Origin of the sequence: Leifsonia sp. Root4 (assembly GCF_001425085.1) — a bacterium.
Taxonomy (GTDB): domain Bacteria; phylum Actinomycetota; class Actinomycetes; order Actinomycetales; family Microbacteriaceae; genus Microterricola.
Map to the genome: position 1 here is coordinate 216852 of NZ_LMDN01000004.1, position 25526 is coordinate 242377.

A 25526-nucleotide genomic window follows, 5' to 3' on the forward strand; every position below is an offset into this window, starting at 1 on the left:
ACACCGCGTTTTCTGCACTCTCGCCACCGCCACACTTCAGATATCTGTAACGAAAGCAGCGACACCATGACGAACCAGGCAGCAGCAGACCTCATCGCCCGCAGCAACCGGCTCGGCGCCGACCCCAAGAACACCAACTACGCCGGCGGCAACACGAGCGCCAAGGGCCTGGAAACCGACCCGGTCACGGGCGAGCAGGTCGAGTTGATGTGGGTCAAGGGCTCCGGCGGCGACCTCGGCACCCTGACCGAGAGCGGTCTGGCGGTGCTGCGGGTCGACCGTCTGCGCGCCCTCGTCGATGTCTACCCCGGGCTCGACCGCGAGGACGAGATGGTCGCCGCCTTCGACTACACACTGCACGGCAAGGGCGGCGCTGCCCCCTCGATCGACACCGCCATGCACGGCCTCGTCGATGCCGCCCACGTGGACCACCTTCACCCGGACTCGGGCATCGCCATCGCGACCGCCGCCGACGGTGAGGCGCTGACCGCCACGATCTTCGGCGACAAGGTCGTCTGGGTTCCGTGGCGCCGCCCCGGGTTCCAGCTCGGGCTCGACATCGCCGCAATCAAGGCCGAGAACCCGGCCGCGATCGGCTGCATCCTCGGCGGCCACGGCATCACGGCGTGGGGCGACTCGAGCGAGGCGGCAGAGGCCAACTCACTGTGGATCATCGACACCGCTTCGGCCTACATCGCCGAACATTCAAAGGCCGAACCGTTCGGCCCGGCGCTCGACGGTTTCGCTGCGCTGCCGGAGGCGGAACGCCGCGCCAAGGCTGCAGCGCTCGCGCCCGTCATCCGCGGTCTGGCCTCGACCGACAAGCCGATGGTCGGCCACTTCACCGACAGCGTCGAGGTTCTCGACTTCCTCGCCGCCAGCGAGCACCCGCGCCTGGCCGCGCTCGGCACCAGCTGCCCCGACCACTTCCTGCGTACCAAGGTCAAGCCGATGCTGCTCGACCTGCCCGCGGATGCCGGCATCGAGGCGTCGATCGCGCGGCTCGAGGAGCTGCACGCCGAGTACCGCGCCGACTACCAGGCCTACTACGACCGCAACGCCGATGCGGAGAGCCCCGCCATCCGCGGCGCAGACCCGCTCATCGTTCTCGTGCCCGGGGTCGGCATGTTCAGCTACGGCGCCAACAAGCAGACGGCACGCGTCGCCGGCGAGTTCTACGTCAACGCCATCAATGTGATGCGCGGCGCGGAGGGCCTCTCCAGCTACGCCCCGATCGATGAGGCCGAGAAGTTCCGCATCGAGTACTGGGCCCTGGAAGAGGCGAAGCTGCAGCGGATGCCGAAGCCGAAGCCCCTCGCCAGCCGCATCGCGCTCGTCACGGGCGCGGCATCCGGTATCGGCAAGGCCATCGCCGTGCGCCTGGCTGCCGAAGGCGCCTGCGTCGTGATCGCCGACCTCGACCTCGCCAAGGCACAGGCAGCGGCGGCCGAACTCGGCAGCACGGACGTCGCCATCGGCGTCGCGGCCGACGTCTCGAACGAGGCAGCGGTGCAGGCCGCGATCGATGCGGCCGTCTTGGCCTTCGGCGGCCTCGACCTCGTCGTCAACAACGCCGGGCTCTCGCTCTCCAAGGCGCTGCTGGACACCACCGAGGCCGACTGGGACCTGCAGCACAACGTGATGGCCAAGGGCTCCTTCCTGGTCTCGAAGAACGCGGCTCGCGTGCTCATCGCCCAGAAGCTCGGCGGCGACATCATCTACATCTCGAGCAAGAACTCCGTCTTCGCCGGGCCGAACAACGTCGCGTACTCGGCGACGAAGGCCGACCAGGCCCACCAGGTGCGGCTGCTGGCCGCCGAGCTCGGCGAGCACGGCATCAAGGTCAACGGCATCAACCCGGACGGCGTCGTGCGTGGCTCCGGCATCTTCGCCTCGGGCTGGGGCGCCAACCGTGCCGCCACCTACGGCATCGAGGAGGAGGACCTCGGCAAGTTCTACGCCCAGCGCACCATCCTTAAGCGCGAGGTCGTGCCGGAGAACGTCGCCAACGCCGTGTTCGTGCTCTGCTCGGCCGACCTCTCGCACACCACCGGCCTGCACATCCCGGTCGACGCCGGCGTCGCGGCCGCCTTCCTGCGATGAGTGCCGCTCCGCGCCCGGGTCTCGATACGGCGCTGGCGCGCCTACTCGACCAGCGAAAGAGTCGCACCGCCGAAAACTCCGCTGGTCGAGTAGCGAGGAACGAGCGTATCGAGGCCAAGGCCCACCCTGCACGGAGCGCCGCATGAGCGGCGGCACCGTCGCCGCCGTGGATCTCGGCGCGACGAGCGGACGCGTGATCGTGGCGAAGGTCGGGCAGCACACGCTCGACATGCGCACCGTCTCGCGCTTCACGAACACCCCGGTGCGAACGATCGACGGGCTGCACTGGAACGTGCTCGAGCTCTACCGCAGCGCCATGGCCGGCCTCGGCACGGCGCTGCGCGAGGAGCCGGAGCTCAGCAGCATCGGGATCGACTCGTGGGCGGTGGACTACGCGCTGATGCGGGGCGAGCGGATGCTGGGAACACCGTTCCACTATCGCGACGAGCGCACGCAGCGAGGCGTTGAGGCGGCACACGCCCTGGTGCCCCCTGCCGAGCTCTACGCCAGGAACGGGCTGCAGTTCTTGCCGTTCAACAGCCTCTACCAACTCAGCACCGACCGCCTCGACGGTATGCTCGAGCTGGCGGACGGCGCGCTGCTCATCCCGGACCTGTTCGCCTACTGGCTCACCGGGCGCCGCGTCGCCGAGCGGAGCAACGCCTCGACGACCGGACTGCTCTCGGTGACGAGCGGCCAGTGGGACGCCGAGCTGCTTGCCCGGCTGAAGCTGCCGGCATCCATACTGCCGCCGCTCGTCGACGCCGGCGCGCGCATCGGCACACTGCTGCCGGACGTCGCGGCCGAGCTCGGCGCGATGCGCCCGATCGACGTGATCGCCGTCGGCTCCCACGACACGGCCTCGGCCGTGCTCGCCGTGCCGATGCGGGCCGAGAGTTCCGCGTACATCTCCTGTGGCACCTGGGGCCTCGTCGGGCTCGAGCTTGAGCGGCCGGTGCTGAGCGAGGCGGCCAGGGAGGCCAACTTCACCAACGAGGGCGGCGTCGACGGCACCGTGCGCTTCCTGCACAACGTGATGGGGCTGTGGCTGCTCAGCGAGTCGGTGCGCACGTGGGAGAAGGCCGACGGCGCGAACATCAACCTCGTTGAGCTGCTCGCCGCGGCCGAGGCTGTCACCACGACGGTCGCCGTGTTCGACGCAAACGATCAGCGCTTCCTGGCGACCGGAGACCTGCCGCGACGCATCGCCGAGTACTGCGCAGAGCGCGGCCTGGCCGTTCCCGGCAGCCGCGCCGAATTCGTGCGCAGTATCATCGAGAGCCTGGCCCAGGCCTTCGCGGACGCCGTACGTACGGCGCAGAGCTTGGCCGATCGATCGGTGGAGGCGGTGCACATCGTGGGAGGCGGCTCTCAGAACGAGCTGCTCTGCCAGCTCACGGCAGACCGACTCGGCATTCCTGTGCTCGCCGGCCCTGTTGAGGCGACCGCCCTCGGCAACGTCCTGGTCCAGGCACGCGCGCAGGGATTCGTCTCTGGCGGTCTCAGCGAGATGCGCCAGCTCGTCGCCGCGAACATACAGCCTCGTCGCTACGAACCGAGCGCCCGCTGGCAGGCCTGACGCTGCCGACCCGGCATCCATTCGCTTGCGGATGCCGACGGCTTCCCGTTGATTGAGCCTGTCGAAATCGGCAGCGTGGTTTCGACAAGCTCAACCAACGGAGCGAGTGCTCAACCAGCGGAGCGAATCTCAACCAACGGAGCGAGTGCTCAACCAGCGGAGCGGAGGCCTAGGCCGAGAGGATCTCCGTGTTCATGCGCTGCTGCCAGGCGACATCCGCCCACATGGGGTGATGCGGGGCCGCGTTCGAGCAGAGCACCATGCCCCACGCGTCGTTGGCGAGCGCGGCGCGAATGCCGTGCTCCGCAAGAGCACGCCCGACCGGCCCCTCTTCGAAGGTGCCGTCCAGCGGCGTATAACCGATCCATCCCTCGCCGATGACGTGGGGAACTCCGGCGCGTTTCGACCACGCAGCAACCGCCGCCAAGCGAGACTCGATCTCGCGCCTCATCGCCTCGGCGTGCAGTGCGTAGTGCTCGTACAACCAGAGATCCCAGCGGTCGGCGTCGATCCAGTCGTAGCCATAGATCATCTGGTCGGTGATGACCGTCGCCTCGAGCTTCCACGGTGCCGGTGTGCCGTACTCGGTGAACGATGGCGCATCATCACGCAGGAGGCCGCGCAGCTGCGCATTCGGGAATCCATCGCTGCCGTGCGCACGCAAGTCGATCAGCGACTGCAGCGCGTCGAGCACTCCGTAGGAGTAGATGTGGAACTGAGCCGCATCGATGCCCGAGGGAATCGCGGCCATGTCCAGGTGCGGCGGCTTGCCCCAACTCGCCGTGACGAGCTGTCCCGGATGCTCATCGCGCACACGCTGCATCGACGCCATCGCACGCTCGTCGAGCTCGCCCACGAGCGAAAAATCGATCTCGTTGTGCAGCTCGGTGAAGGCGACGAGGTCGGCAAAACCATGCTCATTCAGCAGTGACAGCACACCGGATGCCGCCCCTGCCAGGCGGTCCAGCCGATCCGCCAGCGGGATGGCATCCATCGCGTTCCACCAGTCCGGATGTTCGGCGAACGACGCGGACTGCTGGTACTCCCAGCTGGCGAGGATCACGACGAATCCGTGCCGTCGGGCGGAGGCGAACAGCTCAAGCAGGCGGGTGCGCACGTCGATCTCGTAGCCGCCCGGCACGTCGTACCAGCGGGTGCGGCGACCGTAGTAGTCCCCCTGCGGCGCGGGGCCGAGGCCGCCGATGCGCACGACCGGGCTGACGCCGAGCCCGCCGCAGAGCAGCATCGGTGCGGCGCAGATGCGCACCGTGTTGTAGCCGCGCTCCGCGGCCTCGATGAACGCCCGATCGATGTCTTCGTATGGCTCGCCCACTCCGGCCCTGGTGTACCAGGAGAAGTCCCAGAGGGTGATGGCGAGCCGTTCTGGCAGGTGCGCAGGAACAGTCACGACTATCCCTTCGTGGCACCGGCCGTGAGGCCGGCCTTCCAGAAGCGCTGCAGCGAGATCATGACGATGACGAGCAGCAGTGCCGAGACGGCCGCGCCGGTGACGACGAGCACGTAGAAGATCGGGTCGCGCTGCGTCTGGCCGTTCCACAGCGTGAGGCCGAGCGTCACGGGGAACGTCTTGGCGTCGTTGAGCATGACGAGCGGAAGCAGGTAGTTGTTCCACACGGCCACGAACTGGAAGAGGAAGATCGTGACGATGGCCGGGGCCATCATGCGCGTGCTCATGGTCCAGAAGATGCGCAGATCGCCCGCGCCATCAAGCCTGGCCGCCTCGATCACCTCGTCCGGAATCGAGTCTTTGGAGTAGATGCGGGCCAGGTAGACGCCGAACGGGCTGACCATGCTCGGCAGCAGAACACTCCAGTAGCTGCCGGTGAGGCCGACGGAGTTGAGCAGGAAGTACAGCGGAAGCGCGATGACGGTCGCCGGAACGAGCACACCGCCGAGCACCATGCCGAAGATGGCCTCGCGCCCCTTGAACTCGTACTTGGCCATTGCGTAGCCGGCAGTCGTGGCCATCACCGTTGCGAACAGCGCGCCAAGACCGGCATAGAGCAGGCTGTTCAGCAGCCAGGTCGGGAAGATGCCGTTGTCGTGCGTGAACAGCCGGCCGAGATTCTCGACAAGCTGGGGGCGCTCGGAGAACCAGAGACCGAACGATCCGAACAGATCGGCCGAGCTCTTCGTCGCGGCGAAGAGCACCCAGAGCAGCGGCAACAGGAAGTACGCGGCTGCGGCGATCATCACCGCCATCACGGGGACGGAGGTGAGGAATGAACGACGGCCTACCATGCGCGGTTTCCCTTTCGGTTGACGGCACTGAGGAAGCCGAATGAGAAGACGAACGCGATGATGGCGACGATGACGGCCATCGCGGCGGCCAGGTTCGGGTCGCTCTGCGAGAAGGCCTGGTTGTACGCCGCGAGGTTCGGCGTGAAGTCGGAGTTGATCGCGGTGGTCAGCGGTTTGAGCACGAGCGGCTCGACGAAGAGCTGCAGCGTGCCGATGATCGTGAACACGGTGACCATGATGATGGTGGGGCGCAGCAGTGGAATCTGGATGTTCCGGATGATGTGCCACTGGCTGGCACCGTCGATGCGGGCCGCCTCGTAGAGCTCGGCCGGGATCGACTGCAGGCTGGCGACGAGGATCAGCATGTTGTAGCCGGCGAAGCCCCAGAGGGCGATGTTCGCGATGGCGAAGAGCACGGAATCCGGGCCGAGCGGAACGAGGTCGATGCCGACGTTGCTGAGGCCCTGCAACACAGGGCTCGTGGTCGGAATATAGAGGAAGCCCCAGAGCAGCGAGGCGATCACGCCGGGAACGCCGTATGGCATGAAGTAGATCACCCGGAAGACGCGAGGGAACCAGGCCTTGCCCGATTCCAGCAGCAGCGCCAGCACCAGCGAGCCGCCGATCATCAGGGGAACCTCGATGATGGCGAACAGGATGACGCGGCCGATGCTCTCCATGAAGGAAGGCGTGCCGAGTGCTTTGGCGTAGTTGTCGAGGAACACGAACACGCGCTCTGGCGCGCCGAACCCGAGACCGCTGGTCTGCAACGCGAAGAGGCTGTCCCACACGGCATAGCAAATGGGGAGCACGAAGAACGCGACGAAGAAGATCACGAACGGGGCGAGGAAGATCACTAGCGGGAGCCGGATCTTCTTCGCCTTCCGACGCGCAGGGCTGGCGTCCGGGGCATCGACGGCGCCGCGGCCAGTCGATGCGTCACCCACGCCGCGGGCAGTCGATGCTTCGCCCACGGCTGGGGCGACGAGTGTGTGTTGTGTCACGGTGTCCTCAGAAGAGTGAACGGTGGGGCGGCACAGTGCACCGCCCCACCGAATGGTCTTACTCGTTTACGGTGATGCCCTTGTCCTGCATGGCCTTCACCATGTCGGCCTGCGTCTTCTCGAATGCACCGGCGAGCGGCGTCTTGTTCTGAACGGCCGCCTTGACGTTGTCGGTCAGGGCCGCGTACAGCGTGTCGATCAGCGGCGGCCACTGCCATTCGGTGCTCACGTTGGCGTCGGAGACGGCGAAGGTGTCCCAAATGTTCTGACCACCGAAGAACTCGAACGTGGCCGGGTCATCGCTGAGGGCCGCGACCTGTGACGTGTCTGCCAACGCCGGCCAGCCGGCACCGATGCTGGTGAGGGTGCTTGCGCTCTCGGGAGTGCCGTTCAGCCAGAGCAGGAACTCCGTGGCCTCGGCCGGGTGCTTCGAGCCCTTCAGCACGGCGGTGCCGGATCCGCCGCCCCAGCTGGCGGACACGTGCTCGCCTGCTGTCCACTGCGGCATCTCGGCCGCGGCCCAGAGACCGGCGGTGTCTGGGGCGTTGCCGGAGATGATCGCAGCGGCCCACGACCCGCTCATCCAGGTGGAGATGTTTCCCGTCTGGATGTCGGCATACCACTCGTTGCTCATGTCGGCCTCGACCTTGACGAGGTCCTCGTCGAGCAGCTTCTGCCAGAAGGCGGCCATCTTGAGCGTGTCGTCGTTGTCGATGGCGACGTTCCAGCCGCCATCGCTGGTCGTGAACCAGGGCTCGCCTGCCTGCATGGCCAGTCCCATCAGCCACGCGGCCTGGTTCGCAGCGAAAGCGGCGATGTAGCGGTCGGGGCCGGAGGCGCGGATGACCTTGGCCGCCTCGTAGTACTCCTCCCATGTGGCGGGGGCCGTCAGGCCGAGTTCAGCGAACACATCCGCGCGGTAGAACTGGCCAATCGGGCCACTCGCCTGCGGAATGCCGTAGACCTTGCCGTCGAAGACGCTGGTCTCCCACTGCCATTCGGTGAAGTCGCCTGCGGCGTCGCCGGCGTACTCGGTGATGTCCTCGAGCGCGTCGTTGAGCAGGAAGGTGCTGAACTCGTCGTAGCCGATCTGTGCGACATCCGCCGGGTTGCCGGCCTTGACCGCGGAGAGCATCTTGGCGTAGCCGCCATCGGGGCCGGCCGCGATCGGCTCCACCGTGACGTGGATGTCGTCGTGGGCCTCGTTGAACGCGTCGACTGCGGTGTCAATGTTCGGCACCCAGGTCTGGAAGGTGAGTTCGACGGGCGCGTCGGCTCCGGCAGTCTCGGAAGACGCGCAGGCCGCGAGCGGCATGATGACCGCCAATGACAGTGCTGCTGCGGTTGCGACGCGTGCACGTCTGGTGCGCTGCGACATGGATGCTCCTTTGCATTGAGGAAAAGTGGTGAATCGTTTCATGAATCGATTCACGCAAGGATAAACACGCTCGGCCCCAGATGTCAAAGCAGGCGTCAAACGGCCAGGCCCCGCGTGGATTCGCGGACGACGAGTCGGGGAAAGAGCTCAACCGAGCGATGCACATGTGCAGCGCCCGCTGCCTGCTCCGTCAGTTCGTCGATGAGCAGCTGCGCCCCGACGTAACCCATGTGCTCAGTCGGCTGATTGATCGAGGAGATCGGGATGATGGATGCCGCGGCGAAGTCGATGTCGTCGTAGCCGAGCACGGCGATATCCTCTGGGATCCGAAGCGCGCGCCCGATGACCTGCAACAGGCCGATCGCGACCACGTCGTTGCCGGCGAAGACGGCATCCGGGCGCTCCTCGGGGGCCATCGCGAGAATCTGCCGGCCGACGTCCTGTCCGATGCCGATCGAGAGCGTGGTGTGGTGCTGCACTCGCAGTTCCGCACCGGGCACGCGCGCGACCGCCTCCCGAGAACCCTCGGCGCGTTCGTGCATCTGTGGGATGGCATCCGGCCCGAGAACGAGGAGGATTCGACGCCGTCCGAGCTCGAGCAGGTGCTCGGCACCGATGCGGCCCCCGGCCCGGTCGTCAACGAAGACGGAGCAGTGCTGCTCTGAACGACGGTCGACAAGCACGACCTGTGTGCCTTGCGCGAGCAAGCGTTCGGTGTTCGGGGCGCTCCGGGCGGGCGTGACGAGTACGCCAGCGACGCGGTGCTCCTCGAAGACTCCCAGATAGCGGGTCTCGCCGGAGACGTCGTCGGCGCTCGTCGCAAAGAGCAGCGCGTACCCCGCCTCGGCAGCCGCGGCGGATGCCCCTGTCGCCAGGGTGGTGAAGAAAGGATTGGCGATGTCGGTGAAGACGAATCCGAGCGCTCGGATCTGGCCCGTCCTGAGGGAGCGCGCCGTGCTGTTGGGGACGTAACCGAGTCGATCAATGACGGCCCGCACCCGGTCGGCGATCTCGCCGTTGACGCTGGGTGACCCGTTCAGAACATTCGAGACCGTCCCCGTTGAGACACCCGACTCGCGGGCGACATCCCGCAGCCTCACCATTGACATTCTGTGCTCCCGTAGCTGGCGCCTGGCGCCTGACCCACCGGGCAGGAGAGCCCGGCGCGGCCGTCCTGCAAAGATACCCGAGTGCGCCGGGCGCCACCGAACTCCGAGTCGTGTGCTGAGGTTGGCACCGAGTCCCGCACGCCTCACCGATCGTGGCGTGCTGTTTCGGCGCTGCGAGCCACGTGCCCCGTTGTGCGGTAGAAACAACTACGGCGTATCGCGGCAACTGGCGCGCGGCGCCGGCGCACAGCGAATCTGCGCATCATCAGCACACCCGTCAGCAGGAGGCCCCATGAGCAGCTACGACCACGCCATCGACTGGGTGCGCCGCGAGACGGACTCCGGCGCCCTGCCCGCTGCGGTGCTCGGCATCGCGACGGCCGACGGGGTGCAGGAACTCGTGGCCTTCGGCGCGAGCGGTGAGCGCGCGGCATCCGTCGGCGACCACTTCCCACTGTTCTCGGTCACGAAGCCGATCGTCGCGATGACCGCGCTCCGGGCCGTCGAACGCGGGCGGCTCGCGCTCACCGACCCGCTCAGTGCGGCCGTCCCCGGCTTCGGTGCCCAGCGGTCAGATACCGTCGAATTGCGCCACCTGCTCAGCCATAGTTCCGGCATCGGTGACCCGTCGCTCGGCTCGCCTCTCGGCCTGCGGGCTGATCTGCTCGCCGACGGCTCCGAGTTCGGGGCCGGCGCCGCCGTGCGTTACTCCTCGCTCGCCTTCGAGGGCATCGCTGCGATGATCGAGCACGCGACAGCAACGCCATGGCAGCACGCGGTCACCGAGCTGGTGACGGATGCCGGCGCGGATGGCTTCACCTTCGATGCCGACTGCGAGCCGCATCCTGTCTTCGGGGCAGCAGACGTCGGGCTCGACTACGCAGCCATGCAGAAGCTGCAACACCCGGGAGCCGGCGCATACGCGCGCGCCGAGGACCTACTGGCGATCGGACGTGCACTGCTGGCCGACGACGGCACGCTGCTGCACCCGGCGAGCGTGGCGGCACTGCAGCGCTCGCGAACCGACGGCCTGCCGGTGTTCTCCCCCGCGCCCGGTCGCCCGGGCGAGGCCTGGGGTCTCGGCTTCAAGCTGCGGCAGAACAGCCCCGGGCTGCTCGCCGGCGACGGCTACGGCCACAGCGGCTGGGCCGGCGCCGAATTCTGGGTGTACCCGGAGCAGGGCGTCTGCTTCACCCTGCTCACGAACGTGATGGAGCCCGCTCGTTTCGGCGTGAACATCGACCGGCTGCACAACGCGGTCGTCGCCGGCACCCGCTGAGACGCCTCGGCCACAGTCGCAGAACGTCGACGGCCTGCAGTTTCGGCTGAGCCGCTCAGGGCTTCGCGTGCGTCGCTGCTCCTTCGTCGCTGCGCCGCTCGCTCGAGCCACCGTGCATTCTCACGTTGGCTCGAGGGAGCAGCCGAGGAACGAGGCCGCCCCCGAAGCCCTGACACGCGCCGACACACCCGCTGGTCGAGTAGGCCGTCCACGGCCGTATCGAGACCGAGGCCCGCGCAAAAACTCGAGCCCGTGAGGCCTCGATACGCTCGTTCCTCGCTACTCGACCAGCAAACCGGCATCGGGTCGCCGCACGTCGGCGGGCTGCCGTTTCGGCTGAGCCGCTCAGGGCTTCGCGTGCGTCGCTGCTCCTTCGTCGCTGCGCCGCTCGCTCGAGCCAGCGTGCAGGCGGCGGTCGCTCGAGACTGCGTGCAGTGTGCCACCGTGCACGGAGCGGCCGTCGTGCGTTCTCACGTTGGCTCGAGGGAGCAGCCGAGGAACGAGGCCGCCCCCGAAGCCCCGACACACCCCGAAACCCCGCTGGTCGAGTAGGCCGTCTACGGCCGTATCGAGACCGAGGCCCGTGCGAAAACCTGCACCAGCATCGGTCACAGTTCCAGAGGTTGCCGTGGACCGGGCTGCCGCCTTTCGCGACGCTACGCGTCGCGCGCTACAGCGCCTGAATGCCCCAGCCGAGCCGCCACGTCTCACCGGGCGCGAGCCAGCGCAGGCCCTCGCCGCTGCGGAGCGCGTTCGGCGGCGCCGTCATCGGCTCGATCGCGATGGCGGTGGTGTGCCCGGCATCCGTCGGGAAGTCGGGCGTGACGTAGATCTGCACGTAGCCGAAGTCGGGGTCGGCCCAGAGCCGCACTCCGCGGCCGTCCGGCGCGGTGAGCTCGGCGTGCAGCCGGCCACCCCGGCGCTCCAGCTCGGTGAAGCAGGCGTGTGACACGATCTCGGCGACGCGCGGGCCGTCACCCAGCGACTCGCTGCGGCCCTGCACGGCCCGCCGCTGGCCCGGGAAGTGCCGCTCGTCCAGCGGCAGGATCGCCCCCGCCGGCAGCGTGAACTGCAGCTCACCGACCGGCCACTCGCCCACCCGGAGATACGGGTGCACACCGAGTGCGACCGGCGCGGGCACGTCGCCGCTGTTCCGGATGCGGTGCGTCGCGGCGATCCCGTCGGGGCGAAGCTCGTAGCGCAGCTCGGTCTGCAGCTCGAAGGGGTAGCCCGCGTGCCCGCTGACGGGGGCGGCGAGCGTGAGCCACGACTCCCCGCGCTCGAGCAGCGAGTAGTCGTGCTCGGCCAACAGCCCGTGGATCGCGTTCCCGGCCGCCGGCTCGGTGGCATCGAGCTCAAGCTGCTGCCCTGCATGCACCCAGCTCGCACCCTCGACCCGGTTCGGCCACGGCACGAGCACGGTCCCGGCCGAGAGCGGCGGCGTCGGGTCGAGGGTCGAGCGGATGAGCTCAAGCCCGTTGACACTGAGCGCGCGCAGGCTGGCGCCCCTGGCGGAGACGACCGCGCGCACGATCGCGCCGTCGCCTCCATCCGGGCCGCCACCGGCGGTCAGCTCGTGCACGGCGGGCTAGGCGTCGACCGCGGTCACGTGGAACAGCACGGAGGTGTCGGGATCGAGCGATGGCGCCTCGACGCCGACGGTGCCGAGAACGCGCCCGGGCAGCGTGACACCGCCGAGGATCCACGGCGGAACCACGGCGCCCTCCGGCAGCGGAGTGCCGGGGAACACCGCGCTCACCCGGTAGCTGCGCTCGGCGTCGAGCCCCGGCAGCGTCACGCGGCCGGGCGGCCAGTTCGCCGGCCGCTCGGTGACGCTGAAGGCATAGAGCGCCTCGGCGCCGTCCCTCGCGACGACACCCTGGAGCCGGGTCGCGGCGTTCGGCAGATCGGCGTGCACGACGCGGCCGCTGTGCAGCAGGCCGCGGTGCTCGCGGTGGAAGGCGACCCAGCTGCCGAGCACGGCGAGCGTCGCGTCATCCGCCTCGAGCAGGTTCACCTCCAGGCCGAGGTGGCCCCAGAGCGCCTTCTCCGCGCGGTAGTCGAGCGGGTGGATGCGGTGGGTGGTGTGCGATTCGGCCGCGCCGATGTGGGTGCCCTGGTACTCCGGCGGAACCATCAGCCCGGTCCAGCGCTGGATCTCGAGCCGCTCGTGCGGGTCGTTGCAGTCGCTCGGCCAGACGCGGTCGGTGTGCGCGAGCACGCCGAGGTCGATGCGGCCGCCGCCGCTGGCGCACGACTCGATCTCGAGGCCGGGGAAAGCCTCCTTGAGCTCGGCCATGAGGCGGTACGCCTGCAGCGTCTGCACGCGCGCACCGGGCCGGCCGCTCGGGGAGTGCCCGGCATCCAGCAGATAGCGGTTGTGATCCCACTTGATGTACGCGATGTCGAGCGCGCCGACCAGCGCGAACATGCCGTCGCGCACGTGCTCGTAGGCACCCTCGTGGCCGAGGTCGAGCACGTGCTGGTAGCGCGACGGGATGCCGGTACCGTGCCCGGCGTCGAAGACCCACTCCGGGTGGGCACGGGCCAGCTCGGAGTCGAGGTTGATCATCTCGGGCTCGAACCAGAGGCCGAAGTCCATCCCGAGCTCACGCACGCGCTTCGCCAGCGGCTCCAGTCCCTGCGGCCAGACCGCGGGGTCAACCGTCCAGTCGCCGAGCGATGTCCGGTCGTTGCGGCGACCGAGGAACCAGCCGTCGTCGACAACGAAGCGCTCGACGCCGAGAGCGGCGCCACGCTCGGCGAGGGCGCTCAACGTTTCGAAGTCGTGCTGGAAGTAGACGGCCTCCCAGGTGTTCAGGATGACGGGGCGCGGCGTCGATGGGTGCTGCGGCCAGGCCCGGATCGTCTCGTGGAAGCGGCCGGCCAGCTCGTCGAGGCCGTTGCCCCACGAGCCGTAGAGCCACGGGCTCGTGTACCGCTCACCGGCTGCGAGTGTGACCTCGCCGGGCAGGATGATCTCGCCGGCGGAGAGGTGCTGCACGCCGCTCGGCATGCGCTCGGCGGCGAGCACCTGGTTGCCGCTCCAGCCCAGGTGCACGGCCCACACCGCGCCGCTCTGGAAGCCGAAGCCTGCCTCGCCTGCTGCCAGCAGCATGGTGTGCTCGAGGCCGGGCTTGCCGCCGCGGGATTCCCGCAGCCAGGCACCGATGTGGAACGGCCGCCGTTGCGGCACCTTCTCGAGCGACCAGCGGCCGGTGAAGTCGAGCACCTCGGTCGCGGTCACCGGGACGGGGAACGCCAACTCGAGACCGTCGACGCGGTAGCTCTCGCCGCGCTCGTTGACGAGGGTTGCCCGCTGGCGCGCGAGGCCGCTGGCCATCACCTCGATCTCGATCGAGAGGCTGAGGCCGTACTCGGCGTCCACCGCGTCGGAGCGCAGGGCCTGGCCGCCGTCCCGCGCCTCGACACTGGTGGTCGCCGCGCCGAATTTCGGCGCCCAGCGCGTGCCGTCGCTGCTGCCGCTGAGGCCGGGCCGGCCCAGCCAGCCCTCAGCCAGCTGCGGCAGCACCGGGACGGGCTGCGGGTAGCTCACGGCGCTGTCGCCGACGGCCGGCAACGCGGACAGCACGATCGCGTCGAGCTGGGCAGCATCGAGCTCCCCGAGGTCGGCGCCCCAGTGCACGATGCGCGGAAGCCTGCCGGCGTCCACCAGCGCGATGATGCTGGTTCCGCCCGCCCGGAGCTGTACAACCGAGCCGTTCACTGCCGTCACTGCCATCCTGGTGCGTCCTCTACTTTGAGCATCCGCTCATCCTATGGTTCCCGCGACCTCAGCAACCATGTCACTTCTCATGGTCGGGCATGGACGAAACGATTGCTGAACGTGGACGTTTCGCGGATCGGCGCGGCGCCGACCGTGGATACCGTCGCCGCGCCGTCGATTGCGGCCGCCCGCCGCCTACAGATCCTCGATGCGCGTGAAGAGCAGAAGCTCCGGCAGCGAGGTGGCGAAGTAGTCGATCCGGCCGTCTTCGCGCACCGGCTGGGGCACGTCGATGAGCATGCGCACCTCGCCCAGCGAGGCGGGTGGATCACCGAGCGGCAGGCCGAGCGCCGCGCGGGCATCGTCCCAGGCGCCGAGCGCCTGGCCCTCTCCGCCCTCCCACGGCTGGAACGGCCGGGATTCGAGCAACTCAACGGCCTCTGCCGGTCGGCCGAGCTCCGTCAGCAGCCTCGCGTATTCGACGGCGAGGTCGTCGCGCGCGGTTGCGGTGAGCGGGATGCGGCTGAGCCGTTCCTCCGCGGGAACGCCGATGCGCTTCAACAGCTGGTCCGACTCGAACCACAGCCGGGCATCGGCCGGGCGCAGCGCGATGGCGCGCTCGTAGTAGTCGCGGGCGGTCTCGGCGTCACCGAGCAGGTTGTAGCGGGCGATAGCCGCATTGCGCAGCACCGTTGCGTCGGTGCTGCCGAGCTCGAGCGCCCGCTCCCACAGGGCCAGGGCCGGCTCGTGGCGGCGCTGGTGGTAGAGGAACATGCCGAGCAACGACAGCGCCTGCAGATCGTGCGGGTCGCTCGCGATTGCCTCCCGCAGCACGTCGTGCTGGTCGAGCGTGCTGGGGAAGCTGCGGGCGGCGGGCACGGAGCTCGCCTCGGCGCGAGCGGCGGCCGCGGCATCCGGGCGGCCCAGCCGGTCGAGGACGGAGGCCTTCGCGTAGAGCGCGATCGGAGCGGCGTTGCCCGCCGTCGTGCTGGGCAGTTCGGCTGCCAGTGTGAACGCGGCCACGGCGCCGTCGAGCTCGCCGAAGCCGGCCAGATCGAAGCCGATGTCGAGCTGCGTCGCGGCATCCCGGCTCGTCTGCGCATCGTCGAGCGCCGGATCGAGGGTCCTGGCCAGCTGGTCCAGCGGGTCGAGCGCGCGGGTCTCCGCCAGCAGCGCGTCGGCCGCCGTCGTGTCGCCGCTGCGGCGCAGCAGCACCGTCAGCAGGGCGCGCGAGCGCAGGTCGTCGGCGTCGAGTCGCACCGCCGCGGTGGCGTGCTGCAACGCGCGGGCGTCGTTGCCGACGACGGCATCCAGACGCGCCATCTCGAACTCCGAGCTCTGGCGCCACTTCTGGTCCCACGCGGCCTTGGCGAAGGCGCTGTACGCCTCGTCCAGCTGGCCGAGACGGCGCAGAATGCTGCCGAGCCGGTACGAGAGCTCACCGGATTCCGGGTTGAGATTGCGCGAGCGGGCGCGCTCGAGGCCGCGCTGCACGTACTCGAGAGCGGTCTCGTAGTCTGCGGTCTTGTAGCTCTGCGTTGCCATGGCGAGGTTGCTGCGGATGTCGCCGGGGTCGCGGCGCAGCGCCTCGCGCCAGTAGCTCAGCGCGGAGCGGGTGGGGTGGCGGTACTGATCGAGGTGAACGCCCGTGTAGTACAGCTCGTCGATCGAGTCGATCTCCTCCGGCATCGGCGGCTCCGTGGCCAGATCCGGCTCCGGCTGCTGCACGTGCGGCCGCGGGGTCCAGCTGAGCACCCCGACGACGTCGAGGGTGAGCTCCGTGGCATCTACGGCGCCTGGCAGGGCCAGCTCGATGGTGAACGGCGCCTCGGGCGCGAGGTCGAGCGTCCATGCCTCGACCGGCTCAGTGCCGCGCCGCAGCTCGATGCGCTGGCCGGGGCGGATGCCGGTGCTCGCCACACCGAGCTTCACCCGCGTCTCCTGCTCGGAGCTCGCGGTGATGGAGAGGTGCACGGCGGCCTCGAGGTTGGCCTGGTGCACGACGCCGATGCGCTGGATCGGGTACCAGTACTGCGAGAAGGCCTTCGTCTCGCCCGGGGCGATGAAGGTGAAGTCGGGCTGGTTGTCGGTGAACACGCCGGCCATCAGCTCGATGTACGGGCCGTCATCCTCGGTCAGGTGCGCGTCCCAGGTGCGGCCGAACTCCGAATTGCCCCACGTCCACTGCTTCTTGCCCGGCGCGATGTGGCGGTCGGCCCAGTGCACGAACCCGGCCTCGACGTCGTGGTCGTAGCCGCCGAAGAAGTCGTCCTGCGTTCCGGTGACCATGTAACTCGTCGGCACGGGGATGTTCTTGTAGAAGTCGAGGCGGTCGCCGCCGGTGGCCGCGTGCTCGGTGTAGTCGAAGCCGTAGTACGGGCGGTCGGCGGCCGGGAACGCGGTCACGGCGCGACGGGCGTGGTCGGCGACCCACTGCACATCGGTCGGGAAGAAGGACTGGTAGTTGTCGTGCACCCGCGCCGCGACGTTCGCCCACCAGAGGAAGGTCTCGGTCTCGCTCGTGCGGTTGTGCAGCCGGGCGACGAGTTCGATCAGCGCGCTGTCCGGGCGAATCCGGATGCCGTGCATGCCCTTCATCCGGGAGAACGGGTCGTGGTCGGAGCACCAGACGGTGACGGAGCCGTCGTCGCCGTGCTCGATCTCGATGTCCACCGGCAGGTACGTCGCCGGGCGGTGGTGCTGCGGCCAGTTGAACTCGACACCGCCGCTGATCCACGGGCCTGCGAGGCCGACGAGCGCCGGCTTGATCACGTTGTTGCGGTAGAAGAAGTCGTAGTCGGCACTCTTGTCGTAGCCGATGTGGATCCGGCCACCGAGCTCGGGCAGGATCACGAGGCGGAGCCAACGGTTCTCCAGGTGCACGGCATCCCAGGAGCGCAGCGTCGGCTCGGTCTCGATCTTGTCGGTGAACGGGATCGGGTACACCCGCCCGCTCGAGCCCTGGTAGACGCGGTGCTCGAAGAACATCGGGTAGCGATCGGGCTCAGCGGTGTCATAGCTCGTGATGTCGAGGTTCTCGCGCCACGCGATGGCGGCACCCGCCGCCAGTTCACCGGCGAGGGATGCAGGTGCGTCGGGAAGTTGAATGCTGGGAGGAGTCGTCGGGGTGTTCACCTGCTCAACGCTATGGAGCCCACAGCGGCTGTTGAAGTGAGGATTCACCGCAAAACATGGACAAAACACCGAGAACGCCGCCGGAATGAGAGAGTGGAGCCATGGCAAGACCCGATGGTTTCCCCCGGCAGCGCATCGCGATCGTTCCCCGCCCGCTCGTGGCGGAGGCCGACCAGCGCCCGATCACCCGCCGCCTCCAGGTGACGGATGCCGGCTGGTTCCCACATGCGCGCGGGCACGAGCGTTCGCGCCCCGGCGGCGCCGCGGAATCCGTGATCATGCTGTGCGTCGCCGGCTCGGGCTGGGTGGAGTTGGATGGCGCCAGGCACACCGTGCAGGCCCCCGCGATCGTCGCCCTGCCGGCAGGCGCGGCCCACCGCTACGGCGCGAGCGACGACAAACCATGGACGATCTGGTGGTTGCACGTACGCGGCAGCGACGCCGACGAGCTCGTCGCCGCCTGCGTCGACTCCGAACGGTCACCGGTCGCCGTGCTCCGCGAGGTCGACCGCACAACGCAGCTGACCGAACACATCGTGGCAATCCTGGAGAAGGACCCGTCACCGCCGCGACTGGTGCGCGCCGCCGGTCTGGCGTGGAATCTGCTGACGACCCTGGTGTCTGACCTCTCGGTGTCTGACAGCAACGACCCGCTGCAGCGGGCGATGAGTTACCTCGCGCACCGACTCGAGCGCCCCGTGAGCGTTCCGGAGCTCGCCCGCGAGGCCCGGGTCTCCCCCTCCCACCTCGGCGCCCTCTTCCGTGCGGCAACCGGCGGCGGGCCGCTCGCCCACCACATCACACTGCGGATGGCCCGCGCCAGGCAGCTCCTCGACGGCACCGACCTCTCGGTGTCTGAGGTGGCGCGGGAGACCGGCTACTCCGACCCGCTCTATTTCTCGCGGCAATTCCGCCAGGCCCACGGCGAGAGCCCGAGCGCCTACCGCGAGCTGCGCAAGGGCTGACGAGGCTCCCGGGATGGGCCTCGGCCCGCCCCACGGTCGCGCCACGGGCCCTCTCGGCGGCAGAATAGAGGTGGTGCCGCCCGGGCACGCCGAATCCTCGGCCCCCGTGGACGGCGAGCGCCGCCGAGGGGCATCACATGAACTCATCCGCCGAGACCCGGGTCGGGGTCTACATCGACTTCGACAACATCGTGATCTCCCGATACAACCAGCTGCACACCCGCGGCCAGTTCCAGAAGGATCACGCGCGCGATGTCGTGCCAGGCACCGGCGGCACCTCCCCCGAGGTCGCGGCCCGTCTCGATGAGGCCACCGTCGACCTCGGCGCGATCCTCGACTTCGCCTCCTCATTCGGCACGATCGGCGTGAGCCGTGCATACGCCGACTGGTCGGTTCCAATCAACGCGAGCTACCGCCGCCAGCTGATCGACCGCGCCGTCGACCTGGTGCAGCTGTTCCCCGTTGTCGCGTCGATGAAGAACGGCGCCGACATCCGCCTCGCCGTCGATGTCGTCGAAGACCTGTTCAGGCTCTCCGACCTCACCCACGTGGTGATCGTCGCCGGCGACTCCGACTACATCGCGCTGGCCCAGCGCGCCAAGCTGCTCGGCCGCTACGTCGTCGGGATCGGCGTCGCCGGCGGCACGAGCAAGGCACTCGCCGCGGCCTGCGACGAGTTCGCCGACTACGACGCTCTGCCCGGAACGGTGCGGAGCGCCGCCCAGGCCCGCCCCAAGCGCAAGAGCGATGGGGCGGATGTCGCGGCCGTTTCGGCACCCGCCGGGCAGGATGCCGACGCCACAGCTGATGCCGGCGATGACACCGGAGCGGTGGCGAAGCGCGGCAGCAAGCCGAAGTCCGCTCGTCAGGCGAAGGCGGCCCACGAGGCAGCCGGCGATCTGCTCGCCCGCGCGCTCGAACTCGGCGCGGCCAAGTACGACGAGGACTGGCAGGCCAGCGGCAACGTGAAGAACCAGATGCTGCGCATGGACCCGACCTTCCAGGAGCGCGCACTCGGCTTCTCCTCCTTCACCGACTTCGTCAAGTCGATGGAGCCGCGGGTCGAGATCGACGAGACCCACCCGTCGCGTCGGATCCGGCTCCGCCCGATCGGAACGCAGCTGATGTTCTCGGCGCTGCCCGAGTCCTGAGCGCCGGCAGTCCGCGCTGAGCGCACCACCGATGGTTGAGCTTGTCGAAACCCCTGAGCCTGCCTCTCGCAGGTTGAGTCCGTCGAATTCCCCGCTGGTCGAGTAGGCCGTCTACGGCCGTATCGAGACCGAGGCCCGTGCGAAGACTCCTGCCTGTGAGGTTTCGATACGCTCGTTCCTCGCTACTCAACCAGCAAACCGTGCAGGACCCCCCTTATGGTTGGGCCTTTCGAAACCCTGGCGGGATTTCGACAAGCTCAATCAGCGGGAGGCACGTCAGGCGGAGGCCTCCGTCAGCAGTGCGAGCTCCGCTGCGCTCAGCTGCAGCGTGGCCGAGGCGATGAGGGCGGGCAGCTGCTCAACGCTGCGGGCGCTGGCGATCGGCGCCACGACGGTCGGCTGCTGACGGAGCCAGGCCAGCGCGACGCTGGCGACGGATGCCGCGTGCACCGCGGCGATGGAGTCGAGCGCCGCGAGAACCCGGCGGCCGCGCTCATCGAGGTACGCGCGGGCCGCTTCGGCGCGCGGGCTCTCGGGGGCCGCCGCAGCAGCCGCAGCCGACGCGGCGGCGGCCGCCCCGGCATCCGGCGCATCGCGGTACTTGCCGCTCAGGAAACCCTTCGCCAGTGCGAAGTAGGGGAAGACCGCGAGACCCTCGCGCTCTGCGCGCTCGCGCAGACCGTGCTCGAAGCCGCGCTCGACGAGGTTGTAGTGCGGCTGCAGAGCGACGGCCCGGTGCAGCCCGTTCTCTGCCGTCACGCGGAACCACTCGTCGATGCGCTCCGGCGAGTAGTTGGAGAGCGCGATGTAGCGGACCTTGCCTGCGTCGACGAGCTCGGAGAGGGCGCCGACGGTGTCGGCGAGCGGAACACTCTCGTCGTCGAAGTGCGCGTAGTAGAGGTCGATGCGGTCGGTGCCGAGACGGGCGAGCGAGGCATCCGCCGCCGCTCGGATGTTGTCGGGTGCCAGCCCGCTGAATGAGGGGTGCGTGCTCACCTTGCTGGCGATCACGAGGTCATCGCGGTTGCCGCGCGAGGCCGCCCAGCGGCCGATGACGCTCTCGCTCTCGCCGCCGCTGTGCCCCGGCGCCCAGTGCGAGTAGCCGTCGGCGGTGTCGATGAAGTTGCCGCCGCCGGCGACGAAGGCGTCGAGCACCTCGAAGGAGGCGGTCTCGTCGGCCGTCCAGCCGAAGACGTTGCCGCCGAGCGCGAGCGGGAAGATCGAGAGATCGGAATCGCCGACGGGCACCCGGGTGGCCGTGTCGGTCTCGATGGCGGGAACGGTCATGTGCTGTCTCCTCTGCTCGCGGTGGGCGAATGCCCCGGCCCGAAGGCCCTCTAACCCCAACGAGCATGGCTCATGGCTATTCCGCGAACGGCCAGGATGTCGCCGCGTGACAGCATCGCTCGTGTTACACTGTGGTCAGACCACAGTGGTCCGACCACATTGCACCCGCACACGCACCAGCCGACTCGCCGCAGAGGACACCATGCCCGTAGAGCCACGCGCCTGGGAGCTTGTGCTGCGCCACATCGAGCGGGAGCTGCTCGACGGCGGCCTGCAGCCCGGCGACCACCTGCCGCCGGAGCGCACGCTCGCCGCCGATCTCGGCGTCGGCCGCTCCAGCGTGCGCGAGGCCGTTCGCGTGCTCGAGGGCTTCGGGCTCATCCGCACGCAGACGGGCAGCGGCCCGAGCGCCGGGGCGATCATCGTCGCGACCCCGCAGGGCGGCATGTCGGCACTGATGCGCCTGCAGGTAGCGGCCCAGGGCTTCCCGGTCGCCGACATCGTCAAGACCCGTCTGCTGCTCGAGACGCAGATCGCGGCCGGGTTGGCCGAGGCATCCCCCGCACCCTCGCTCGACGCCGCGACCACGCTGCTCGCCGCGATGGACGACGACGCCCTGAATCCGGCCGAGTTCCTCGCCCTCGACGCCCAGTTCCACGTGGCGCTGGCCGAGGCCTCCGGCAACCAGGTGGTGACGGCGATGATGGCCGGGCTGCGCGACGCCGTCGAGAGCTACGCCCTGGCTGGCCTGTCGGCCGTTGCCGATCAGGGGCTCATGCTCGAGCGGCTGCGCGCCGAGCACCACGGCATCGTCGAGGCCATCGCGGCCGGGGATGCCGCGGCCGCCGGCATCCGCATTCACGCCCACATCGCCGGCTACTACGCCGAGACCCACAGCCCATCAACGCTCAAGGAGACACCGACATGGTGAAACGCCAGTTCCCCAACCCGATCGAGCTCGCCGAACTGATGAAGTTCAAGAAGCCGACGATGAACGCCACCGATCGCCGCCTAGAGAAGGCGCTCACGATCGCCGATCTGCGCACCATCGCCCAGCGGCGCACGCCGAAGGCGCCGTTCGACTACACCGAGGGCTCCGCTGAGGGCGAGATCTCGCTGAAGCGCGCCCGTCAGGCATTCGAGGACGTCGAGTTCCACCCGTCGATCCTGCGCAACGTTCCCGTCGTCGACACCACCACCACGGTGCTCGGCGGCCAGAGCAGCATGCCGTTCGGCATCGCGCCGACCGGCTTCACCCGCATGATGCAGACGGAGGGCGAGACGGCGGGCGCCGGCGCTGCCGGAGCGGCCGGCATCCCGTTCACCCTCTCCACGCTCGGCACGACCTCGATCGAGGACGTCAAGGCGGCCAACCCCACCGGGCGCAACTGGTTCCAGCTCTACGTGATGAAGGACCGCGAGGTCTCATACAACCTCGTGCGTCGCGCGGCAGAGGCAGGCTTCGACACCCTGTTCTTCACGGTCGACACCCCCGTCGCCGGTGCCCGCCACCGCGACAAGCGCAACGGCTTCTCGATCCCGCCGCAGCTCACGCCTGGCACCGTCATCAACGCGCTCCCCCGCCCGGCCTGGTGGATCAACTTCCTCACCACCCCGAAGCTCGAATTCGCCTCGCTCTCCTCGACCGGCGGCACCGTCGGCGAGCTGCTGAACGACGCCATGGACCCGACCATCTCCTTCGACGACCTCGCGATCATCCGCTCGATGTGGCCGGGCAAGCTCGTCGTCAAGGGCGTGCAGACCGTGGATGACGCGAAGCTCCTCGCCGATCTCGGCGTCGACGGCGTCGTGCTCTCCAACCACGGCGGCCGCCAGCTCGACCGCGCGCCGATCCCCTTCCACCTGCTGCCGTCCGTCGCCCGCGAGGTCGGCAACGACATGGAGGTGCAGATCGACACCGGCATCATGAACGGTGCCGACATCGTGGCCTCCATCGCCCTCGGCGCCGACTTCACGCTCATCGGCCGCGCCTACCTCTACGGCCTCATGGCCGGTGGACGCCGCGGCGTCGACAAGACGATCTCGATCCTGAGGACCGAGATCGAGCGCACCATGAAGCTGCTCGAGGTCTCCACCCTCGACGAGCTCGGCCCGCAGCACGTGACGCAGCTCGCCCGCCTGGCACCGATTCCGCGTACCGTCGCGGATGCCGCGGCCGCCACGGCCGAATCGAAGCCGCGCACGGTGCGGACGCCGAAGGCAGCACCGGCCGCGAAGACTGCTCCAGCAGCGAAGGCCCCCACGAAGACCGCCCCGGCCAAGGCTGCCACCAAGACAGCTCCGACGTCCGCCCCCGCACAGGCCGTCCCGGCGGTGAAGGCCGTCCCCGCTGCCAAGGCAGCGCCGGCCAAGAAAGCCGCCTCGGCCAAGGCAGCGGCTCCGAAGGCCGCTGCGGCCAAGAAGGCACCCGCGAAGACCGCAGCGGCGAAGACTGCGGCCGCGACCACGAAGACGCCCGCGACCCGCTCAGCGGCATCCGCAGCCCCAGCGGCCTCCGCGGAGTAGCACCCGCTTCGGAGGACACCGCGCGATCGGGAGGATGGAATCAGGGATTCCGTCCTCCCGATCGCGCTAACTCCTCCGCATCAGGCCTAGCTGTCCACGCGAGCTACTGCCATGATCGGTTTCGTGCAGCCTCTCCCTCCGCCATCGGGGCCCGCCGTGGTCGCGGCCGCGCCACCCGGTTGGTACCCAGACCCCGTGGCATCCGACATGCTGCGCTGGTGGGATGGCAGCGCTTGGTCCGACACGGATTTCATGCTCGCGAGGCCCGTCGTCCCGATGACTGTGAGGACTCTGGTCGCGATCAGCCCCGTCGGCCGCATCGGATCGGTGGGCAACGTTGTTTTCAGCGCGCTGCTGATGTTCGGCCTTCTGTCGAGCACAACGGCCAGTCAGGGAGCCTTCGCGCCGATGAGTCTCGTCATCGGAAGCCTGCTCGCGCTCGTCTTCATCACGATCGCCGTGCTCATCCGCGTCTTCACAGTCCCCGAGCGGATCCTCGCGTGGTGGGAGCGTGTCAACAACCCAGCATCGTGAGCAGGTGACGGCTGACCGCAAAGCCGCGGGGATCTCGATACGGCCGCAGGCGGCCTACTCGATCAGCGGGGTGCGGGGTGGCGCTAGAGCCAGGCGGGGGCCGAGCTGCCGAGCGGGACGACCGCTCCCTGCTCGCGCCCCGGCAGCTCGAGGATCGCGCAGGCTCGGCGCAGCTCGCCGTAAGCGCTCGGCACCGTCTCGAGCTCGCCAGTGAGCTCTGCGGCATCCGCTGGCAGCGGCTCGTCGGCATGCTCGGCCACGCCGAGCCCGATCAGAGCCTGCGCCGTGGCCGCGAGCGATGCCCGCATCGTGGCCGGGTTCCCCTCGGCGAGCGCCGCGCAGATCCCGCCGGCGAGCATGTAACCCGTGGCGTGATCGAGTGCCTGCGCCCGCAATGCGCCTGGCTTCAGGGCGCTGCCCTCGACGACCGCGATTCCGGACGCCGCCTGCACCAGTGAGTCGAATCCACGGCGCTCCGCCCACACGCTCCCTGTCGGGTAGGCGCTGAGCGAGGCGATCACGAGCTGCGGATGCCGCGCGCGCAGGCTCGACTCATCGAGCCCGAAGCGGTCGAGACTGCCCGGCCGATAGCCGAGCACCACAACGTCGGCGGCGGCCAACAGTCCCTCCACTGTCTCCAGCCCGTTCCCGGCCCCCAGGTCGAGCGTGATCGAACGTTTGCCCGCCCCCGTGTCGATGTGCTGCATCGCGATCTCGGCCGGCTCGATGGGGTCGACCTTGAGCACATCGGCGCCGAGCAACGCCAGCGCCCGCGTGCACGTCGGACCGGCGATCACCCGCGAGAGGTCGAGCACCCGCGGCGCGCGACCCGCCGCACGACTGACCCCGTCTCCGCCGGACCGCTCCCACTCCAGCAGCGGAGCCGGTGCGATCAGCTCCGCGAACTCCTCGGGCCGGCGCACCCGCACGCAGAGAGCGTCTGCCGCGACGGCACGCTCCTCGGCATCCACCGCAGCAAGCCCGGCCAGCGCAGCCGCGAACTCCTCGCGGCTCGCCGTCTCCGGCAACCCGAAGGCTGCGCACAGCCGACGAGTGTGGTGCGGGTAGTTCGCGTGCGTGCGCACCCAGCCATCGGCCGTGGGGAAGAAGCCGCTGAGCGGGGCCCACGCGGCGGCCGGCTCCCCGTCGATGCTGAGGTAGCTGTAGCTGCTGAAGTTGACGCCGACACGGCGCGGGCTCACGGCAATCCGCGGCATCCCGAGCAGACGAGCGGCCTGGCCGGCGAAGAACGCCACACTGTCGACGGCCAACTCCCCGGCGCGCAGTCGCCCGGTCAGCCCCGTCTCACCCGGGTCCACACCCACTCGTTCGACCCCGCCACCCCCGACGGCGGCCTCCAGACGCTCCAGCACAGTGCCCATGCGGCGAGCATACGCCCGCGTGAGAGCCGCCCCTTCCGCTGCACCCGCAACGCGGCGGGAGGCGATCAGCGCGAAGGGAGGCCCGAATCCGAGATTCTGGCCTCC

At 69.2% G+C, this 25526-nt stretch carries 17 protein-coding genes and 1 pseudogene; 8 read left to right on the forward strand and 10 right to left on the reverse strand.

Going from position 1 to position 25526, the window contains the following annotated elements; all coding sequences use genetic code 11:
• Window positions 1-66 precede the first annotated feature (66 nt).
• Both ASC66_RS14355 and ASC66_RS14360 read left to right on the forward strand, forming a co-directional pair.
• Window positions 67-2103, forward strand: a complete 2037-nt coding sequence (locus tag ASC66_RS14355) for a bifunctional rhamnulose-1-phosphate aldolase/short-chain dehydrogenase (RefSeq protein ID WP_055840942.1) — start codon at window positions 67-69, stop codon at window positions 2101-2103.
• A gap of 142 nt (window positions 2104-2245) precedes the next feature.
• Complete coding sequence (locus tag ASC66_RS14360; RefSeq protein WP_055840945.1) at window positions 2246-3682, forward strand: rhamnulokinase; 1437 nt, start codon at window positions 2246-2248, stop codon at window positions 3680-3682.
• Window positions 3683-3851: 169 nt separating this feature from the next.
• On the opposite strand, the gene ASC66_RS14365 is transcribed toward ASC66_RS14360, so the two are convergent.
• From ASC66_RS14365 to ASC66_RS14385, 5 genes are all read right to left on the reverse strand, one after another.
• Window positions 3852-5090 (reverse strand): cellulase-like family protein, encoded by a 1239-nt coding sequence (locus ASC66_RS14365; protein WP_235496934.1) that lies wholly within the window; start codon window positions 5088-5090, stop codon window positions 3852-3854.
• 2 nt (window positions 5091-5092) lie between these two features.
• The gene (locus tag ASC66_RS14370) at window positions 5093-5944 is read right to left on the reverse strand and encodes a carbohydrate ABC transporter permease (protein WP_055840948.1); all 852 of its coding nucleotides are present in this window, start codon (window positions 5942-5944) and stop codon (window positions 5093-5095) included.
• The gene (locus ASC66_RS14375; RefSeq protein WP_235496935.1) at window positions 5938-6891 is read right to left on the reverse strand and encodes a carbohydrate ABC transporter permease; all 954 of its coding nucleotides are present in this window, start codon (window positions 6889-6891) and stop codon (window positions 5938-5940) included. Before ASC66_RS14375 ends, ASC66_RS14370 begins: the two co-directional genes overlap by 7 nt.
• Before the next feature lie 115 nt (window positions 6892-7006).
• Window positions 7007-8326 carry an ABC transporter substrate-binding protein gene (locus ASC66_RS14380; protein ID WP_055840951.1) on the reverse strand — a complete coding sequence of 440 codons (1320 nt, stop codon included), beginning with the start codon at window positions 8324-8326 and terminating at the stop codon, window positions 7007-7009.
• A 95-nt stretch (window positions 8327-8421) separates the two neighbouring features.
• Window positions 8422-9435 (reverse strand): LacI family DNA-binding transcriptional regulator, encoded by a 1014-nt coding sequence (locus ASC66_RS14385; protein WP_082492356.1) that lies wholly within the window; start codon window positions 9433-9435, stop codon window positions 8422-8424.
• 292 nt (window positions 9436-9727) lie between these two features.
• On the opposite strand from ASC66_RS14385, the gene ASC66_RS14390 reads away from it, so the two are divergent.
• Window positions 9728-10714 carry a serine hydrolase domain-containing protein gene (locus ASC66_RS14390; protein WP_055840956.1) on the forward strand — a complete coding sequence of 329 codons (987 nt, stop codon included), beginning with the start codon at window positions 9728-9730 and terminating at the stop codon, window positions 10712-10714.
• 670 nt (window positions 10715-11384) lie between these two features.
• Here the strand turns inward: ASC66_RS14390 and ASC66_RS14395 are convergent.
• From ASC66_RS14395 to ASC66_RS14405, 3 genes are all read right to left on the reverse strand, one after another.
• On the reverse strand, window positions 11385-12296 hold the full coding sequence (locus tag ASC66_RS14395) for an aldose epimerase family protein (protein ID WP_055840959.1): 912 nt from the start codon (window positions 12294-12296) through the stop codon (window positions 11385-11387).
• 6 nt (window positions 12297-12302) lie between these two features.
• Window positions 12303-14456 (reverse strand): alpha-galactosidase, encoded by a 2154-nt coding sequence (locus tag ASC66_RS14400; RefSeq protein ID WP_055840962.1) that lies wholly within the window; start codon window positions 14454-14456, stop codon window positions 12303-12305.
• Window positions 14457-14636: 180 nt separating this feature from the next.
• The gene (locus tag ASC66_RS14405) at window positions 14637-17576 is read right to left on the reverse strand and encodes a DUF5107 domain-containing protein (RefSeq protein WP_055840965.1); all 2940 of its coding nucleotides are present in this window, start codon (window positions 17574-17576) and stop codon (window positions 14637-14639) included.
• Window positions 17577-17677: 101 nt separating this feature from the next.
• Here ASC66_RS14405 and ASC66_RS14410 point away from each other — a divergent pair, with 101 nt between their 5' ends.
• Window positions 17678-18541: an AraC family transcriptional regulator gene (locus ASC66_RS14410; RefSeq protein WP_055840969.1), complete on the forward strand. Its 864-nt coding sequence runs from the start codon at window positions 17678-17680 to the stop codon at window positions 18539-18541.
• A gap of 137 nt (window positions 18542-18678) precedes the next feature.
• Complete coding sequence (locus ASC66_RS14415) at window positions 18679-19692, forward strand: NYN domain-containing protein (RefSeq protein ID WP_055840971.1); 1014 nt, start codon at window positions 18679-18681, stop codon at window positions 19690-19692.
• Window positions 19693-19968: 276 nt separating this feature from the next.
• On the opposite strand, the gene ASC66_RS14420 is transcribed toward ASC66_RS14415, so the two are convergent.
• Window positions 19969-20979 (reverse strand): aldo/keto reductase, encoded by a 1011-nt coding sequence (locus tag ASC66_RS14420; RefSeq protein WP_055840976.1) that lies wholly within the window; start codon window positions 20977-20979, stop codon window positions 19969-19971.
• Between the two features lie 202 nt (window positions 20980-21181).
• Between ASC66_RS14420 and ASC66_RS14425 the strand changes: the two genes are divergently transcribed.
• From ASC66_RS14425 to ASC66_RS14435, 3 genes and pseudogenes are all read left to right on the forward strand, one after another.
• Entirely contained in the window at window positions 21182-21910 is a 729-nt protein-coding gene (locus ASC66_RS14425) for a FadR/GntR family transcriptional regulator (protein WP_055840979.1), read from the forward strand.
• A pseudogene (locus ASC66_RS14430) lies at window positions 21904-23145 on the forward strand (alpha-hydroxy acid oxidase); the annotation flags it as partial. The gene ASC66_RS14425 and the pseudogene ASC66_RS14430, both read left to right, overlap by 7 nt.
• 483 nt (window positions 23146-23628) lie before the next feature.
• Window positions 23629-24039 (forward strand): DUF2510 domain-containing protein, encoded by a 411-nt coding sequence (locus ASC66_RS14435; RefSeq protein ID WP_235496937.1) that lies wholly within the window; start codon window positions 23629-23631, stop codon window positions 24037-24039.
• A gap of 83 nt (window positions 24040-24122) precedes the next feature.
• On the opposite strand, the gene ASC66_RS14440 is transcribed toward ASC66_RS14435, so the two are convergent.
• A complete protein-coding gene (locus tag ASC66_RS14440; RefSeq protein WP_055840984.1) occupies window positions 24123-25421 on the reverse strand; it encodes a CoA transferase in 1299 nt (432 codons plus the stop codon).
• Window positions 25422-25526 lie beyond the last annotated feature (105 nt).